The 16,746-nt window shown below is 28.5% G+C and carries 15 protein-coding genes and 1 pseudogene; 14 read left to right on the forward strand and 2 right to left on the reverse strand.

Annotated elements, in window-relative coordinates; translation table 11 throughout:
- The 13 genes and pseudogenes from ACFDSN_RS05605 to ACFDSN_RS05665 all read left to right on the forward strand — a co-directional run.
- A pseudogene (locus ACFDSN_RS05605) lies at nucleotides 1-622 on the forward strand (phenylacetate--CoA ligase family protein); the annotation flags it as partial.
- A 1-nt stretch (nucleotide 623) separates the two neighbouring features.
- A complete protein-coding gene (locus tag ACFDSN_RS05610; protein ID WP_375238856.1) occupies nucleotides 624-1,205 on the forward strand; it encodes an acyltransferase in 582 nt (193 codons plus the stop codon).
- A gap of 9 nt (nucleotides 1,206-1,214) precedes the next feature.
- The gene (locus ACFDSN_RS05615; protein WP_375238857.1) at nucleotides 1,215-2,318 is read left to right on the forward strand and encodes a hypothetical protein; all 1,104 of its coding nucleotides are present in this window, start codon (nucleotides 1,215-1,217) and stop codon (nucleotides 2,316-2,318) included.
- 10 nt (nucleotides 2,319-2,328) lie between these two features.
- Nucleotides 2,329-3,480, forward strand: coding sequence for a glycosyltransferase family 4 protein (locus ACFDSN_RS05620; RefSeq protein ID WP_375238858.1), 1,152 nt, complete (start codon nucleotides 2,329-2,331; stop codon nucleotides 3,478-3,480).
- Complete coding sequence (locus ACFDSN_RS05625; RefSeq protein WP_375238859.1) at nucleotides 3,480-4,085, forward strand: sugar transferase; 606 nt, start codon at nucleotides 3,480-3,482, stop codon at nucleotides 4,083-4,085. The genes ACFDSN_RS05620 and ACFDSN_RS05625 overlap by 1 nt, the downstream gene beginning before the upstream one ends.
- Complete coding sequence (locus ACFDSN_RS05630; protein ID WP_375238860.1) at nucleotides 4,072-5,067, forward strand: sulfotransferase; 996 nt, start codon at nucleotides 4,072-4,074, stop codon at nucleotides 5,065-5,067. Before ACFDSN_RS05625 ends, ACFDSN_RS05630 begins: the two co-directional genes overlap by 14 nt.
- Before the next feature lies 1 nt (nucleotide 5,068).
- Nucleotides 5,069-6,109 (forward strand): GNAT family N-acetyltransferase, encoded by a 1,041-nt coding sequence (locus tag ACFDSN_RS05635; protein WP_375238861.1) that lies wholly within the window; start codon nucleotides 5,069-5,071, stop codon nucleotides 6,107-6,109.
- Nucleotides 6,110-6,112: 3 nt separating this feature from the next.
- On the forward strand, nucleotides 6,113-7,243 hold the full coding sequence (locus tag ACFDSN_RS05640) for a DegT/DnrJ/EryC1/StrS family aminotransferase (RefSeq protein ID WP_375238862.1): 1,131 nt from the start codon (nucleotides 6,113-6,115) through the stop codon (nucleotides 7,241-7,243).
- A gap of 188 nt (nucleotides 7,244-7,431) precedes the next feature.
- Nucleotides 7,432-9,309: a polysaccharide biosynthesis protein gene (locus ACFDSN_RS05645; protein WP_375238863.1), complete on the forward strand. Its 1,878-nt coding sequence runs from the start codon at nucleotides 7,432-7,434 to the stop codon at nucleotides 9,307-9,309.
- 10 nt (nucleotides 9,310-9,319) lie between these two features.
- Nucleotides 9,320-10,618 (forward strand): UDP-glucose dehydrogenase family protein, encoded by a 1,299-nt coding sequence (locus ACFDSN_RS05650; RefSeq protein WP_375238864.1) that lies wholly within the window; start codon nucleotides 9,320-9,322, stop codon nucleotides 10,616-10,618.
- On the forward strand, nucleotides 10,618-11,604 hold the full coding sequence (locus ACFDSN_RS05655) for a UDP-glucuronic acid decarboxylase family protein (protein WP_375238865.1): 987 nt from the start codon (nucleotides 10,618-10,620) through the stop codon (nucleotides 11,602-11,604). Before ACFDSN_RS05650 ends, ACFDSN_RS05655 begins: the two co-directional genes overlap by 1 nt.
- Nucleotides 11,605-11,609: 5 nt before the next feature.
- The gene (locus ACFDSN_RS05660; RefSeq protein WP_375238866.1) at nucleotides 11,610-13,019 is read left to right on the forward strand and encodes an exopolysaccharide biosynthesis polyprenyl glycosylphosphotransferase; all 1,410 of its coding nucleotides are present in this window, start codon (nucleotides 11,610-11,612) and stop codon (nucleotides 13,017-13,019) included.
- Nucleotides 13,019-13,792 carry a glycosyltransferase family 2 protein gene (locus ACFDSN_RS05665; RefSeq protein WP_375238867.1) on the forward strand — a complete coding sequence of 258 codons (774 nt, stop codon included), beginning with the start codon at nucleotides 13,019-13,021 and terminating at the stop codon, nucleotides 13,790-13,792. The genes ACFDSN_RS05660 and ACFDSN_RS05665 overlap by 1 nt, the downstream gene beginning before the upstream one ends.
- On the opposite strand, the gene ACFDSN_RS05670 is transcribed toward ACFDSN_RS05665, so the two are convergent.
- Nucleotides 13,784-15,091 (reverse strand): phenylacetate--CoA ligase family protein, encoded by a 1,308-nt coding sequence (locus tag ACFDSN_RS05670; RefSeq protein WP_375238868.1) that lies wholly within the window; start codon nucleotides 15,089-15,091, stop codon nucleotides 13,784-13,786. The genes ACFDSN_RS05665 and ACFDSN_RS05670 overlap by 9 nt on opposite strands.
- Before the next feature lie 102 nt (nucleotides 15,092-15,193).
- On the opposite strand from ACFDSN_RS05670, the gene purD reads away from it, so the two are divergent.
- Nucleotides 15,194-16,465: a phosphoribosylamine--glycine ligase gene (gene purD, locus ACFDSN_RS05675; RefSeq protein ID WP_375238869.1), complete on the forward strand. Its 1,272-nt coding sequence runs from the start codon at nucleotides 15,194-15,196 to the stop codon at nucleotides 16,463-16,465.
- A 21-nt stretch (nucleotides 16,466-16,486) separates the two neighbouring features.
- Here the strand turns inward: purD and ACFDSN_RS05680 are convergent, their stop codons facing one another.
- Nucleotides 16,487-16,714 (reverse strand): uracil phosphoribosyltransferase, encoded by a 228-nt coding sequence (locus ACFDSN_RS05680; RefSeq protein ID WP_375238870.1) that lies wholly within the window; start codon nucleotides 16,712-16,714, stop codon nucleotides 16,487-16,489.
- Nucleotides 16,715-16,746 lie beyond the last annotated feature (32 nt).

Genomic DNA, 16,746 nt, shown 5'->3' on the forward strand with positions numbered 1-16,746 from the left:
GCTATTTTCTACAACATCTGAAACATTATTAAAAGAGCATAGGTTGCTTTTTAAAGAGGTTTTTAAATGTAATGTATATGATCAGTATGCGTCTTCGGAAGGAGCGCCTTTTATTACAGAATGTTTGGAAGGAAATCTTCATTATAATATTGATACCGGTATAATTGAAACAGATGAAATGAATAATATGATTGTAACATCTTTTACAACTCATGGAACACCATTATTAAGATATAATATTGAAGACGTTGTTTATTTCAAAAAGGGCAAATGTAATTGTGGATTAGCGCATCCTTTAGTTAAAGCTATAGAAGGAAGAAAGGTAGATTTTTTATATACTAGTCAAAAAGAGAAAGTAAGTTTAAGTCACTTAGCAGATGTAATTAAAGGTAATCCAAATAGTATTATAAAAATGCAATTTATTCAGAATGATTATAACTCTATTAATGTTAAAATGGTTATTGATAAAGAGCTATTTGTAGACAAACATGAAGAATTGATTTTGAAAGAACTTAAATATAGATTTGATAAAAACATGATTTTTAACATTGTTAAAGTTGACGATATTGAGAGAGAAAAAAGTGGTAAATACTCTTTAATTAAAAATAATATAAATAGATAATATGTTTTTAAGAAAAATTAGAAATATTTTAATCACTGTAATTTTAAATGTGTATTACAAATTAAGAGGAATTAATTTAGGTAGAAGAGTTTTATTTAAAAAGTGCCCTATAATTTTAAAACATAAAAAAGCTAACATAACACTTCATACCAATGTTATGCTAAATTCAGATAATTATGGTTATCATATAAATATGCATTCTTCCTGTAAGTTGATTGCAGATAGGCCAAGAGCTCAAATAATTATAGGAAAAAACACTAGAGTTCATGGAACTTGTATTCATGCATTTAATAAAATAACAATTGGAGAGAATTGTCTAATTGCTGCAAATACTCAAATTATAGATGGTAATGGACATGAATTGTCTTTTCCAGACGTAGAAAATAGAATTAATACACATGATAAAGGGAAAGAAATAACAATTGGTAATAATGTTTGGGTTGGAGCTAATTGTTTTATTTTACCAGGAGTAACTATAGGAGACGGAAGTATTGTTTCCGCAAACAGTGTAGTTGTTAAGGATGTATTACCAATGTCAATTTATGGTGGTAACCCAGCAAAATTAATAAAACAAATGGTTTAGAATTTGTCTATGAAGATAAAAAATGATATTTGGTTTAATAAAATAAATTATCAATTCTTAAAAAGAATACTAATAATATATCATTTATTGTTTTTTTTAATAGCATATTACAACATTGCCTTTAATTCAAGAACTAGTGATGGAGAAAATTTTATTAGATTAGCATTAAACACAGAAAATTGGTGGTCTTTATTTGGTTTTGGCACCAAATTTATGGCGTTTTTAATTTACCCCTTAGTAAAAATAGGCTTTAATTATTTCTTGTTAGCTCTGCTTAGTTCTTTAATAAGTTTAAAAGGCTTTTTAATTTATTTAGACCTTCAGAAAAACGCTTTATATAAAAATAAGTTAAGTATACTGGTTTTATCTTCATTTTGGTTGTTTTTGCCATCTATTCATTATTGGACTTCTCTTTTAGGGAAAGATGCTATAATTTTTCTATTAATGGCAATGATTTTGAAGGCAATAAAGTTAAATAACTTTAAGTCACCTTGGATTTATATTTTATTACTACTAGCTTTTTTTATAAGACCATACAGTGTGTTTATACTAATAGCATCTGCATTAATAATCTTGGTTTTTTTCACGCATAAATCTATTAAAATAAAGCTATGTTCTGTTGGAATATTTTTACTTTTAGGAGCCTTATCTTTACCAGTACTTATTAAAAAATTTTTAAAAATTAAAGAGTACGATGGTATTCAAGATTTAATATTTAAATTCTTTGAGACTATTCAAAACTTCAACTCATCAAATGGATCTCATTTTTTTGATATTTTTAAGACATCGTATCTAGAAAAATTAACTATACTATTAATAAGACCATTGTTTTTTGATGCTAGTTCATTTTTTAGTCATATTGCTTCATTTCAAAATAGTATAATACTTATAATACTAATATATTATTTATATCTGTTTTTATTTAAAAGAAAGCGATTAACTAAATTAAGTTATAAATTTGCATTATTAACAATGCTTTTGTTTTGGATAATTATTAGTACATATATTTTTAATTTAGGCCAAGCAAGTAGAATGAGAGTAATGATATTGCCTTACTTATTTTATGCCTTATCAGGTTTATTAATAGCAAATCAAAAAGAGACTATAACCTAAGAGTAAACATTTGAAAAAGAAAATAATTAGAATCACTACTATATCAAGATCTTTAAATAAACTACTTGGAACACAGATAGATTATATAAAGAATTTCTATGATTTAACTTTAGTCTCTCAAAATGATGAAAATGGTTTAGTAGAAATTGGTAAAAAGAAGAATCTGCCGATTTTTGAATTAAATTTAACTAGAAAAATAACGCCTATTAAAGATTTAAATGCATTAATAAAGTTAATAAAGTTTTTAAAAACTACAAAACCCGAAATTGTTCATACGCATACTCCAAAGGCAGGATTAATTGGAATGATGGCAGCTAAAATAGCTGGAGTAAAAAACAGAATGCATACGGTTGCAGGAATGCCTCTTTTAGAAGCCAACGGGTTTAAACTTAAACTCTTAATATGGATAGAACGCTTAACTTATGCTTGCGCTAATAAAGTTTATTTTAATTCTAAAGGATTAATGCAAATAGTATTAGATAAAAAAATCTCCAGATCTAAGAGGAAATTTAAAGTTATTGGTAATGGAAGTACTAATGGAGTAAACACAGAGTTTTTTTCTTCTAAACATTTTTCACAAAAAGAAATAGAGACACTAAAAAAGGAAAACAATATAAAATCAACAGATAAAGTTTTTTTATTTGTGGGTAGAATTGTTAAAGACAAAGGTGTAAATGAGCTAGTTTCTGCCTTTAAAAAATTAACAAAAGAAATAGAAGATGTTAAATTAGTAATTTTAGGAAGATTTGAACAAGATTTAAACCCAGTAACAGTAAATACTACTAAAGAAATTGAGAACAATCCAAATATTTTATTTTTAGGATACAGAGATGATGTAAGACCTTATTTTGTTTTGTCCGATATGTTTGTGTTCCCAAGTTATAGAGAAGGTTTTCCAAATGTGGTTATGCAAGCAGGAGCAATGGGTTTACCCAGCATAGTTTCTAACATTAATGGAAGTAATGAAATTATTACGAATAATATTAATGGAACAATTGTTAAAGTAAAAGATGAGTCTGAGTTATTTATAGCGATGAAAGATTGGTGCGATAATCCTGAAAAAGTTAATGCTATGACTACAAATGCAAGATCTATTATAATAGAAAAATACGATCAACAATTTGTAGCAGAGCAAGTATTAAAAGAATATAATTCATTATAATGTATAAGTTTTTTTTTAAAAGAGTAATAGACGTACTTCTAGCACTTATAGGTTTTTTAGTGTTATTACCTGTGTTTTTTATGGTAACAGTAGCTTTGTTTTTAGCTAACAATGGCTCTGTTTTTTTCTTTCAGAAAAGACCAGGAAAGAACGAGAAGGTCTTTAACATCATTAAGTTTAAAAGTATGAATGATAAAAAGGACAAAGAAGGAAATTTATTACCAAACGAGGCAAGGCTAACAAAATCTGGAAAATTTATTAGAAAAACATCTTTAGATGAAATCCCTCAGCTTCTTAATGTAATAAAAGGTGACATGAGTCTTGTTGGGCCTAGACCTTTAAAAGTAGAGTATTTAGAGTTTTATACAGAAGAACAAAAGAAACGCCATAATATAAAACCAGGAATAACAGGTTGGGCTCAAGTTAATGGACGTAACGCTATTTCTCACACAAAAAAATACGAATTAGATGTTTGGTATGTTAACAATGTATCTTTTATATTAGATATAAAAATATATTATTTGACAGTTTTAAAAGTTCTTAGAAGAGATGGTATAGGGGAAAAAGGTATAGAGATAAATTCACCTTTTAATGGATCAAATTAAATCTTTCATGGCAGAAAAACTTACTAAAACGTATCAAAAATCTGAAATATTTGAAGAGGTTTTAATCTCTTTAAATAAACAGCTAAATAGTTCTCAAAAAGAGTTGTATAAAGATAATTTAGAAGATCAAACAACGATTCATATAATTGGATCACCTAGATCTGGGACAACAGTTTTGTCGCAACTAATATTATCTAATATTAATGTTGGGTATATAAATAATTTTATTGCAACGTTTTGGAATGCACCAATTTATGGAATTCACCTATCTAAAAAATTATTAGGAGATAATTATCAATCAGATTTGAAATCTAATTTTGGCAGAACAACAAATTTACAAGAACCACATGAGTTTGGGTATTTTTGGAAACATCAATTAAACTATAAAGAACATTTACAACAAACATATAACAAGGAACATAAAATAGACTGGCTTAATTTACGCAACATTTTAAATCAAATGTGTTTTGCGTATCAAAAACCAATTCTTTTTAAATCTTTTTTATATGGTTTTCATATTAAAAAAGCTGTTCAAGAAATGCCAAAAACTCTTTTTATTTATTTAGAAAGAGATATATACCAAAACGCTTATTCTATATTAAAACTTAGAAAGAAAATGTTTGGAGACGAAACAGTTTGGGCTTCAATGAAACCAGAACAGTACTCTTTTTTAAAGAATGAAAATATTTATAGGCAAATTATGGGTCAAGTATTGTTTTTAAACAACGAGTATAAAAAGCAATTAAAAGCAATCCCTGAAGAAAATAAAATCAGCATTAACTACACTAATCTTTGTGAAAATGTTGAAGGAAGTATTAACGAAATTTTTAAAAAAATCAATAACTTTACTGCTGTTGAGTTAGATTATAAAGCCAATAATTTAGTTAAAGAAAATAATGCTGTAATCCCAGAAAACATTCGTTTAGGATTGGAGGAAGCAGAAAAATGGTTACTATCAACTTTTCCAGAATTAAATAAATAGTATGTTTGAGGTTTTAAAAATTGAAGATGAAAAACAATGGAGATTTTTGGTGGATCAATGCCAAGAATTTGATTTTTATCATACTTGGGATTACCACAGATTAAGTAAAGAAAACAAAGAAGGAGAACCAGAATTAATAGTCTATAAGGAAGAAGAAGCACTAATCCTATTGCCCCTACTTAAACGAGAAATCCAAAATCCAAAAGGAGCAACCTTTAATTACGACTATACTTCTGCATATGGCTATGTTGGTCCAATATTTAAAGGTGAAATTTCAGAAAAAATAATAGAAAATTTTAAACTAGTTTTTAAAGAGCATTGTATTTCTAATAATATAATCTCTGTATTTTCTAGACTTCACCCTACAATTAGTCAAGGTTTTGTCTTAAAACATATAGGAGAAATAGATTACAATAGTGTAACCATACAAATAGATTTAACACAAACACTTGAAGAACAAAAAAAGCACTATAGAAAATCTAATAAAAGTGAAATTAATAAGCTAAGAAGGAATAGCGAAATTATTTGGTCTGACCATTCTGAAAAAGATATTAATGAATTTGTAGAAATTTATGAAGAAACAATGAAACGAGTAAATGCTCACAAACGTTATTTCTTTGATAAAACATATTATCATAATTTATTTACAAGTAAAGACTATAAGACTCAATTAGTCTTTGTAGAGATGGATGGAATTAGAATTGCTGGAGCATTATTCGTGTTTTGCAAAAATATAATTCAATACCATTTAGCTGGTACAAGAACAGAATTTATGAAAATAACTCCAATGAAGTTATTGTTAGATGAAATTCGTTTATACGGTAACGAAAAAGAATACAATACATTTCACTTAGGAGGCGGACTTTGTAGTTCTCCAGAAGATCCATTATATAGATTTAAAAGAGGGTTTTCTAAAATAGAATGTGAATTTAATACATTTAGATACATAGTTGATAGTGATAAATATAAACAACTCTCTAAAGAATTAATTTCAGATCAAGAAAAGTTAAAAAGTGAATTTTTTCCATTATATAGAGCTTAAATTATGAATACAAAAATTTGGTTGTCATCGCCACATATGGGCGGAAACGAGTTGTCATTTATTAATGAAGCATTTCAAAGTAATTGGATTGCGCCATTAGGACCAAACGTTAATGGGTTTGAAGAAGATATTTCATCATATTTAGAGAAAGATTCTTCTGTAGCTTGTTTAAGTTCTGGAACATCAGCCATTCACTTAGCATTAGTTATGGCAGATGTAACTTTAGGAGATGAGGTTATATGCCAAAGCATGACATTTTCTGCTTCTGCAAATCCAATCATTTATCAAGGAGCTATACCTGTTTTTGTAGATAGTGAAGAAGAAACGTGGAATATGTGTCCTAATCACTTAGAAAATGCAATCAAGGATAGAATTTCAAAAGGGAAAAAACCAAAAGCTATAATTGTAGTTCACTTGTATGGTATGCCTGCAAAAATAGATCAAATAAAAAAAATAGCATTAAATTATAATATTGTATTAATTGAAGATTCAGCAGAAGCATTTGGATCTAGTTATAAAGGTCAAAAATGTGGAACATTTTCAAACTATGGTGTCTTATCATTTAATGGTAATAAAATAATTACCACTTCTGGTGGCGGAGCACTTGTCTGTAATACAAAAGCAGATAAAAATCAAACAGTCTTTTTAGCAACTCAAGCAAGAGATAACGCACCACATTACCAACATAGTCAAATTGGTTATAATTATAGAATGAGCAATATAACAGCAGGAATTGGTCGTGGACAAATGCAAGTTTTAGATAAGCATATTGGTTTAAGGAGAGCCAACAACAGTTTCTATAAATCTATTTTTAAAGATGTAAAAGGAGTAACTGTTTTTACAGAACCAAGCTCAGATTATTACTCTAACCATTGGTTAAGTTGTATTTTGTTTAATGACACTTCAAAAATATCAGCAGAGACATTAAGGTTGGCATTAGAAAAAGAAAATATAGAATCTAGACCTTTATGGAAACCAATGCATTTACAACCTATATTTAGTAAGTATCCGTATTTTGGAGATAAAGTCTCAGAAAATTTATTTTTAAATGGATTGTGCTTGCCTTCTGGTTCTAATTTAACAGATAGTGATAGAGAAAGAATACATAAAACAATAGTATCTGCTTTTAAATAGATTAGACTATAAAGTTTATAAATACACTTTTCCATTAAAAAATAAGATTATAAGCTGTTATCTTTTTATATTGTAATTAAAAATCACAATATTTGTGCTATTAGTACTATAATATGCTATTAGATAAACTTAAGAACGCTTTTATACAAGTTATAGAATCAAGTAGAAAACGAGTTGACTTTCGGACAATGAGTTATTTGCCTAGATGGGCCATTTTGTGCTTTGATACTTCTATAATATTTATAGCATTATTGGTTACTAAAATAATAGTTAGTAGGCTAAGAAATGTTGATTATATTTCTCTAATACCAACATTAGAGGAATGGTCTTTACTTGTTGTTAATGTTTTGTTTTTTATTCTATATAGAACCTATGCAGGTTTAATAAGGCATTCAACATTTATAGATGCTATTAAGTTCTTTTTAGCATCATTATCTACAATTGCATTTAGTTTAGTATGTTATTATATATCATCTTTTGTTTCATCAGAAGAACTTTTTAAAATCTCAAAATTATTTCTTTATGGAGTAATTTCATTTTGTGGCTTGTTTTTGTTTAGAGTTCTTGTAAAACAAGTTTTTGATGTTTATTTTAAGTATTTAAGTGCAGACAAAGTAGTTAATGTATTAGTTTATGGTACAGATGAAAATGCTATAGCTATTGCAAATGCTTTAAAATCTGAAAAACCTACTAGATTTAAAGTATTAGGGTTTATAGATAAGAAAGGTAAAAATAAAAGTAAAGAGATTTTAGGATTACCAATAATCCATATTCAAAAAAATGTTGCTGTTATTCTTCGCGTTTATAAAGCTAATGCAATAATTTTGGCAGATAATACTTTAACAAAAGATGAAAGTATTAATATAATAGATAATTGTATTAATTATAAATTTAAAGTTTTTAGAGCACCATTAATATCAGATATTGAAGAAAATAGCAATCTTTCTAATCAGATTCAAAAAATTCAGATTGAAGACATTTTAGATAGAGAGCCTATTAAATTAGATAATAAACTTGTTGCCAAAGAATTATATAATAAATGTATTATTGTTACAGGCGGAGCAGGTTCTATTGGATCAGAAATTGTAAGGCAAGTATCTAATTACAAGCCATCTAAGTTAATTATATTAGATCAAGCAGAATCTCCTTTGTACAGAATTCAATTAGAGATTGCAAATAATTTCCCTAACTTAAATTTTGAGGCGGTAATTGCAGATGTTAGAGATTTAGAAATATTAGAGAGTATATTTAAGAAATATAAGCCACAAGTTATTTATCACGCAGCAGCTTATAAACATGTTCCTTTAATGGAAAAGTATCCGAATCAAGCAGTAACAACTAATGTTTTTGGCACTAAAAATGTTACAGATTTGGCATTAAAATATGAGGCTGAAAAATTTGTAATGGTTTCTACAGATAAAGCTGTAAACCCTAGTAATGTAATGGGAGCAACTAAACGTGTTGCAGAAATTTATGTGCAAGCATTACAAGAACAAGCAAAAATAAATCCTATTAATAAAACACAATACGTAACAACAAGATTTGGAAACGTACTTGGAAGCAATGGTTCAGTCGTTCCTTTGTTTAAGCGTCAATTAGAAAAAGGTGGACCGCTAACCATAACACATCCAGATATTATAAGATACTTTATGACAATTCCTGAAGCTTGTCAGTTGGTACTAGAAGCTGGAGCAATGGGTAATGGAGGAGAAGTTTTTATTTTTGATATGGGTAAAGCTGTGAAAATTATAGATTTAGCAAAAAAAATAATACTTCTAGCAGGTTATCAGCCATATAAAGATATTGATATTCAGGTAATTGGATTACGACCAGGAGAAAAGCTTTACGAAGAGTTATTAAACGATAAGTCTGAGACACTTCCAACTTACAATGAGAAAATAATGATTGCAACAGTAGAATCATGTGAATACTCTCAAATAACAAAAAACATAGAAGATTTAGAAAAAAATATTCAAGATAAAGATATAGACGCTTTAGTACAGAAAATGAAAAACATTGTACCAGAATTTATAAGTATGAATTCTCAGTACGAAAAAATGGATTAATTTATTTAAAATGAAAATAGCAGTAATTGGTACAGGATACGTTGGTTTAGTTACGGGAACATGTTTAGCCGAAACAGGAAATGATGTACTATGTATAGACATAAATGAAGAAAAAGTAAAGCAAATGCAATCAGGTGTTGTTCCAATCTATGAGCCACACTTAGAAAATTTGTTTGAAAGAAATATTAAAGCCAATCGATTAAAGTTTTCAACTAATTTACAAGAAGGTTTAAACCATGGTGAAATTATATTTTTAGCACTTCCAACACCAGAAGATGAAGACGGTTCTGCAGATTTAAAATACATTTTAGGAGTAGCAGATGATATTGGGAAACTAATAACAGATTACAAGGTTGTAGTAGATAAAAGTACAGTTCCTGTTGGAACATCAGATCGTGTAAAAGAAGCAATTTCAGCAAATGCTAAAGTAGATTTTGATGTGGTTTCTAATCCAGAATTTTTACGTGAAGGTTTTGCAGTAGACGATTTTTTAAAACCTGAACGCATTGTAATTGGCTCTAGTAGTGATAAAGCAACAGCATTGATGCAAAAGTTATACAAACCCTTTGTAAGGTCTGGAAACCCAATAATAGTAATGGACGAAAAATCTGCCGAACTTACTAAATATGCGGCAAATGCTTTTCTAGCAACTAAAATAACCTTTATGAATGAGATTGCTAACTTTTGTGAAAAAGTAGGAGCAGATGTTGATAAGGTTCGTATTGGTATGGGAACAGATTCTCGTATTGGAAAACGATTTTTATTTCCAGGTATTGGTTATGGAGGTTCATGCTTTCCTAAAGATGTAAAAGCACTTCATAAGTCAGGAAAAGATAATAGTTATAATTTTGAAATTTTAGAAGCAGTTGTCAATGTAAATCAAGAACAAAAACTAGCGTTAATCCCAAAAATAAAAGGTTATTTTAATAGTAGTTTAAAAGGGAAGAATATTGCAGTTTGGGGCTTGGCTTTTAAACCAGAAACAGATGATATTCGTGAAGCACCAGCGCTATATACAATTGAAACATTATTAGAACTAGGTGCTAATATTACAGTTTTTGATCCAGAAGCTATGCCAAATGTAAAGCGAAAATTTGGAGACAAAATAAACTATGCTAAAGACATGTATCAACCATTAAAAGATACAGATGCGTTAGTTATTTGTACAGAATGGAGTATTTTTAGAACACCAGACTTTAGTAAAATGAAATCTCTAATGGCAAACAATGTTATTTTTGATGGACGTAATTTATATGATATTACTGATATTAAAAACGAAGGGTTTAATTATTTATCCATAGGAAGATAATGGCAAAACGTATTTTAATTACAGGTGCTGCAGGTTTTTTAGGTTCTCATTTATGTGATCGTTTTATAGCGGAAGGTTATTACGTCATTGCAATGGACAACTATATTACTGGAGATGCTAAAAACTTAGAACATTTAGAATCAAATCCCAATTTCGAATTTATAAAACATGATATTACAGAGTATATTGATTTAAAAGGTGATTTAGATTATATATTACATTTTGCCTCACCAGCAAGTCCTATAGATTATTTAAAAATTCCTATCCAAACACTTAAAGTAGGTTCTTTAGGAACTCATAATTTATTAGGTGTGGCTAAAGCTAAAAACGCAAGAATTTTAATAGCATCTACTTCAGAAATTTATGGAGATCCATTAGTTCATCCGCAAACAGAAGAGTATTATGGAAATGTAAACACAATAGGTCCAAGAGGTGTTTACGATGAAGCGAAACGATTTCAAGAATCTATTACTATGGCGTATAATCGTTTTCATGGTTTAGAAACCCGTATAGTAAGAATTTTTAACACTTATGGGCCAAGAATGCGATTGAACGACGGTAGAGTTATTCCTGCATTTATGGGACAAGCTTTACGTGGTGAAGATTTAACTGTTTTTGGCGATGGTTCTCAAACTCGCTCATTTTGTTATGTTACAGATCAGGTTGAAGGAATCTATAGATTGTTATTAAGTGATTATGAGCTACCAGTAAATATTGGTAATCCTCATGAAATCTCTATAAGTGATTTTGCAGAAGAAATTATTAAATTAACTGGAACAACTCAAAAAGTCATTTATAAAGATTTACCAATTAACGATCCAATGCAGCGTCAACCAAATATTGATAAAGCTAAGGCTATTTTAAATTGGGAACCAAAAGTTGATAGAGAAGAAGGTATGAAAAAAACGTTTACCTATTTTAAGAGCTTAACAAAGGAACAACTTCATAAAAGCGAGCATAAAGATTTTACAAACTATAACAAATAGGCGTTATGGAGTACACAAAAGGACGTTATTCATGGGTTATTAGACCTATTCTAATTGTTTTAGATCTTTTTGTGTTAAATGTATTAGCGTTTTATTTTTTCAATTTTAATACTGAAAAACTTTACTTTTTCCCAACAGATTTTCTGAATAATAAACACATCTTATATATTGGGTATTCATTTTTTTTCTGGTTAATTTCTACAGCATTTTTAAATTTTTATAAAGTCTATCGATATACATCTTTATTAAATATTATTGGTTTAATTGTTAAGCAATTCTTAGTTTATTCTTTTATTTTTTATGCTTTTATTGGTGTTTTTAGAAGTTTAAATATTCAAGCATTTACAACATTTAAGTATTTAGTGAATTCTTTTTTAGTTATAGGACTGTTTAAGTTGTTAAGTTATTATTTACTTAAATACTATCGTAATTATTTACATGGTAATGTTAGAAGAGTTGTTATTATTGGAAAATCTCAAAGTGCAAAAGAATTGCACCAACTTTTTTCTTTAAATAAGAATTTGGGGTACCAAATAAAAGCAACATTTGGAAATAAAGACTTTATTAATAATAAAGGTAGTTTAGAAGATAGTTTTGCTTATGTAGAATCTACAAAAAACATAGATGAGGTATATTGTTCTATAGACGATTTTTCTGAGGTTGAACTAAATAAATTAGTCAAACTAGCAGAAATTAATCATTGTAATATTAAATTTTTACAAGATCAAAAGGAGCAATTCACTAAACGATTAAAAACTGATTTTTATAATTACCTACCTGTTTTATCTATTCAAGAAGTTAGTGTCAATAATGATATTAATAAGATAATTAAGCGTACGTTTGATATTGTTTTTTCAATCTTGATTATTGTTTTTGTAATGTCTTGGCTAACTCCAATTATATTTATTTTAATTAAATTAGAGTCTAAAGGACCACTTTTTTATAAGCATAAACGTAATGGTATTAATTATAAAGAGTTTACGTGTTTTAAGTTCAGATCTTTAAAACAAAATCAAGAAAAAAAAGGAACTTATATTACAGAACATGATAATAGAGTAACAAAACTGGGTAAATTCTTAAGAAGAACTAGTATTGATGAAATGCCTCAGTTTTATAATGTATTAAAAGGAGATATGTCTGTTGTTGGGCCAAGACCACATATGCTATCTTATACAGAAGATTATTCTAAAAAAATTGATAAATATAACTTTATGTTTCGCCATAATGTAAAACCAGGAATTACTGGATTAGCTCAGGTTAAAGGTTACAGAGGTGAAGTTAAAATGAAAGAAGACATTATAAACAGAATTAAGTATGATAATTTTTATATTGAGAATTGGAGCTTAATATTAGATGTTAAAATTGTATTGCAAACTGTTGGTAATTTCTTTAAAGGACAAAAAGAAGCTTATTAATGGAACCATTAGTTTCTATAATTACACCAATGTATAATTCGGAAAACTTTATTTCCGAGAGTATAAATAGTATTCAAAATCAAACATATACTAATTGGGAATTATGGCTTATAGACGATTGTTCTTTAGATGAAACTATCTCAATAGTTGATCAATTTATAAAAAAAGACTCTAGAATTCATTTAATAAAAAACGGCACAAATTCTGGAGCAGCTATATCAAGAAATAAAGGAATAGAAGCTGCGAAAGGAAATTATATAGCTTTTTTAGATGCAGATGATTTGTGGTTACCTCAAAAATTAGAAAAACAAGTTGGTACTTTAAACTCTGGAAGGGCAGATGTTTGTTTTTCTAGCTATGAGCAAATTAATGAATCAGGAACCCCTTTGTATATTAAAGTAGAAGCTTTGTCGACCTTGACTTACAAAAAGCTTTTAAAGAGTAATTATGTGGGTAACTTAACAGGAATGTATAACGCTTCAGTTTTGGGTAAAATTAAATCGCCTAATCTACGTAAACGCCAAGATTGGCTTATATGGCTAAAAGCTATAGAAACATCTGGAAAACCTGCAATTGGAATTCAAGAAACGTTAGCAATGTATAGGGTTAGAGAAAACTCAATGTCGGCTAATAAGTTTAACTTAGTAAAATACAATTATTGGGTTTATAAAAAAGGTTTAGGTTATTCTACACTTCAGTCACTATTTAAAATGATTATTTTTCTAAAAGAGCATTTTCTTATTAAATCTAAACAAAATAAGACTTTAAATTAAAGAAGTAAATTGCTTTAGCTTTCCGCTTTTTTCACGTTTTAGTGTATTGACCTTGTTGAAATTAAGAATTAGATTTGGCTCAAGATAATTTGAAACAGCATCATTAACTTTATTTATTTCAATTGGTGTTAATTCCTTGTCACTTACATAGTAAACTTCAAACGCATCAAGTTTAGTTTGTTTAATAATAAATTCCTTTACATTAGAACTTTTATCCATTACGCTTTTAGTGATGTAATAAAATGTTAATCCTGCTGCTTTTTTCCCACTTGGTAAACTAATCAAATCACTAGTTCTTCCTAATAATCGTTTTAAAATAGGGTTTTTAGGCGTGCTATTTTTGTCTAAAACACCAATATCTCCAAGTTCATACCTAATTATGGGATGTGCCTTATTGTAAAAAGAGGTAATCACTATTTTCCCTTCTTCTCCATAAGGCAAAGGTTTGTTGTTATGGTCTAGTATTTCAATAAGAAGGTTTTCACTATTAACTTGCCATTCGTTAGATGTATTTTTAAAAGCGATTAAGCCAACTTCGGCTGCGCCATATTCATTTATAATAGGTAAGTTAAATTGTTTTTTTAATAATATTTTATCGGAATCGTAAAGCATTTCAGAAGTTACAATACAACATTTCAAGGTTGGGCAAATATCTTTTAAAATAATATTTTCTTGCTCAAGATATTTAGCAAACTGGACAATTGCACTTGTGTAACCATTAATGTATTCGAATTTTTGATGCTTAAATAAAGTTGTGTTTTTAGACATTTCATCTGCACTTAAATCAAATACAGAAAATCGATATCTATGTCCTAGCCAATCTTTAAAGCGTTCTTTATAATATCCGATTTTGTTTAGAGGAATCCCATAAAAACGAGCTTGGTAAGAATGATCTAAATTTATATTGTACCAACTGTATCGGTCTATAAATTCGATCCACGTTAAGGCATGGCAATATTTGTCCTTAGCAAAAACAAATGGATTTCCAGAAGAACCAGAGGTTTTATTAGTATAACTGTTTTTTTTAGAATAGCCATTAGATAAACGATTCTCTAAAGGTTGCTGAAAGTCTTTTTTAGTTAAAACAGGTAAATCATTCCAATTAGGAATATTTTCTTTGTTAACTAATTTTTGATAAAATGAATTGTTTTTTAGATGAAAGTTAAGAATACCGTTCTTCTTTAATCTTATATAATCATTATAATTATTAGTGTCAATAGATTTTATAGTATTAAAATCTATTTTAGCTCTCCTCATTGGAAAACCATTAAAACGTAAAGACCAGCTAAATAATTTCACCTTTTAAATATTAGTAAAGTAAAAGTAAATAAATCTTTGCGATATAATTCTTATTTAAAGCTAAAACCCATTATTTTTGTGCTAAAGTTTAAGAATTATACTATGAATATTTTAATTTTAGGATCTGGTGGACGCGAGCATACTTTTGCTTGGAAATTAGCACAAAGTAGTAAGTGTGAAAACCTTTTTGTTGCGCCTGGAAACTCTGGAACTGCAGAAATTGCAACTAATATTCCTATTGGAGTAACAGATTTTAAGGCTATAAAAGAAGTTGTTTTAAGTAATCAAATTTCTATGGTTGTAGTTGGTCCGGAAGATCCTTTAGTACAAGGAATTCATGATTTTTTCTTAAATGATACTGCGCTTAAAAACGTAATTGTAATTGGTCCACAAAAGGCTGCTGCAACTCTTGAAGGTAGTAAAGAATTTGCTAAAGAATTTTTATTTAGACACAATATTCCAACTGCTGCTTATAAAAGTTTTAATACTGGTAATGTTGAAGAAGGTTATAAGTTTTTAGAAACTTTAAAGCCACCATACGTTTTAAAAGCCGATGGTTTAGCTGCCGGAAAAGGTGTTTTAATTCTTAACGATTTAAACGAAGCAAAAGCTGAGCTAAAATCAATGTTAGTAGAAGCTAAGTTTGGTAGTGCAAGTACAAAAGTAGTTATTGAAGAGTTTTTGGACGGAATAGAATTAAGTTGCTTTGTTTTAACCGATGGAGAGAATTATAAAATATTACCAACAGCTAAAGATTATAAACGCATTGGGGAAGGAGATACAGGTTTAAATACTGGTGGAATGGGAGCAGTTTCTCCAGTACCATTTGCAACGCCAGAGTTTTTAAGTAAAATTGAAGAACGCATTGTTAAACCAACAATTAATGGGTTTAAAAAAGACAATTTACCATATGTAGGTTTTGTTTTTATAGGACTTATTAAGGTTGGTGAAGATCCAATGGTTATAGAATATAACGTTAGAATGGGAGATCCAGAAACAGAAGTGGTTTTACCTAGGCTTAAAAACGACTTAGTTGATGTGTTTACAGCTATGGGAGATAAAACTTTAGATAAAATAGATATACAAGTAGATTCTAGAGCAGCAACGACTATTATGTTGGTTTCTGGTGGTTATCCAGAAGCTTACGAAAAAGAAAAAGTAATTACAGGAATAAATACTGTTACTGATTCCATAGTGTTTCATGCAGGCGCACAATTAAAAGAAAATCAAATAATTACTTCTGGCGGACGCGTTATGGCTATTACAAGTTATGGAGACACGCATAAAGAAGCCATAAAAAAATCTTACCAAAGTATTAGTAAACTAAACTTTGATAAGATGAATTATAGAACAGATATAGGTTTTGATTTATAATCCAAACCTATATTAATTTTATTAAAGAAAAGAGTGAGAAGTGACAGATTTGTCTTCTTCTCCGTTAGTATGGTGACTTTTTAATTGTAACATCCAATATATAAATGCAACCATTCCTACTGTTATAAACAAGAAAGAAACTAAATTGGCACTCCACCAGCTTTCTAACTCTAAAGCTCTTAAAGCATCTAAAGGTGCAAATAAAACATTAACAAATAATTCTTGTATTGCTTCAAATAAATCTTTCATTGGGTTTTATTTTATAAATTTACAAGACTAAA

Origin of the sequence: Aurantibacter sp. (assembly GCF_042094015.1) — a bacterium.
Classification (GTDB): Bacteria; Bacteroidota; Bacteroidia; order Flavobacteriales; family Flavobacteriaceae; genus Aurantibacter.

Excerpts from the sequence above, each read along its gene's own strand:
- ACFDSN_RS05610 (WP_375238856.1), top strand. The coding sequence starts at position 624 with ATGTTTTTAAGAAAAATTAGAAATATTTTAATCACTGTAATTTTAAAT.
- ACFDSN_RS05615 (WP_375238857.1), top strand. The coding sequence starts at position 1,215 with ATGAAGATAAAAAATGATATTTGGTTTAATAAAATAAATTATCAATTC.
- ACFDSN_RS05625 (WP_375238859.1), top strand. The coding sequence starts at position 3,480 with ATGTATAAGTTTTTTTTTAAAAGAGTAATAGACGTACTTCTAGCACTT.
- ACFDSN_RS05630 (WP_375238860.1), top strand. The coding sequence starts at position 4,072 with ATGGATCAAATTAAATCTTTCATGGCAGAAAAACTTACTAAAACGTAT.
- ACFDSN_RS05635 (WP_375238861.1), top strand. The coding sequence starts at position 5,069 with ATGTTTGAGGTTTTAAAAATTGAAGATGAAAAACAATGGAGATTTTTG.
- ACFDSN_RS05640 (WP_375238862.1), top strand. The coding sequence starts at position 6,113 with ATGAATACAAAAATTTGGTTGTCATCGCCACATATGGGCGGAAACGAG.
- ACFDSN_RS05645 (WP_375238863.1), top strand. The coding sequence starts at position 7,432 with ATGAGTTATTTGCCTAGATGGGCCATTTTGTGCTTTGATACTTCTATA.
- ACFDSN_RS05650 (WP_375238864.1), top strand. The coding sequence starts at position 9,320 with ATGAAAATAGCAGTAATTGGTACAGGATACGTTGGTTTAGTTACGGGA.
- ACFDSN_RS05655 (WP_375238865.1), top strand. The coding sequence starts at position 10,618 with ATGGCAAAACGTATTTTAATTACAGGTGCTGCAGGTTTTTTAGGTTCT.
- ACFDSN_RS05660 (WP_375238866.1), top strand. The coding sequence starts at position 11,610 with ATGGAGTACACAAAAGGACGTTATTCATGGGTTATTAGACCTATTCTA.
- ACFDSN_RS05665 (WP_375238867.1), top strand. The coding sequence starts at position 13,019 with ATGGAACCATTAGTTTCTATAATTACACCAATGTATAATTCGGAAAAC.
- purD (WP_375238869.1), top strand. The coding sequence starts at position 15,194 with ATGAATATTTTAATTTTAGGATCTGGTGGACGCGAGCATACTTTTGCT.
- ACFDSN_RS05680 (WP_375238870.1), bottom strand. The coding sequence starts at position 16,714 with ATGAAAGATTTATTTGAAGCAATACAAGAATTATTTGTTAATGTTTTA.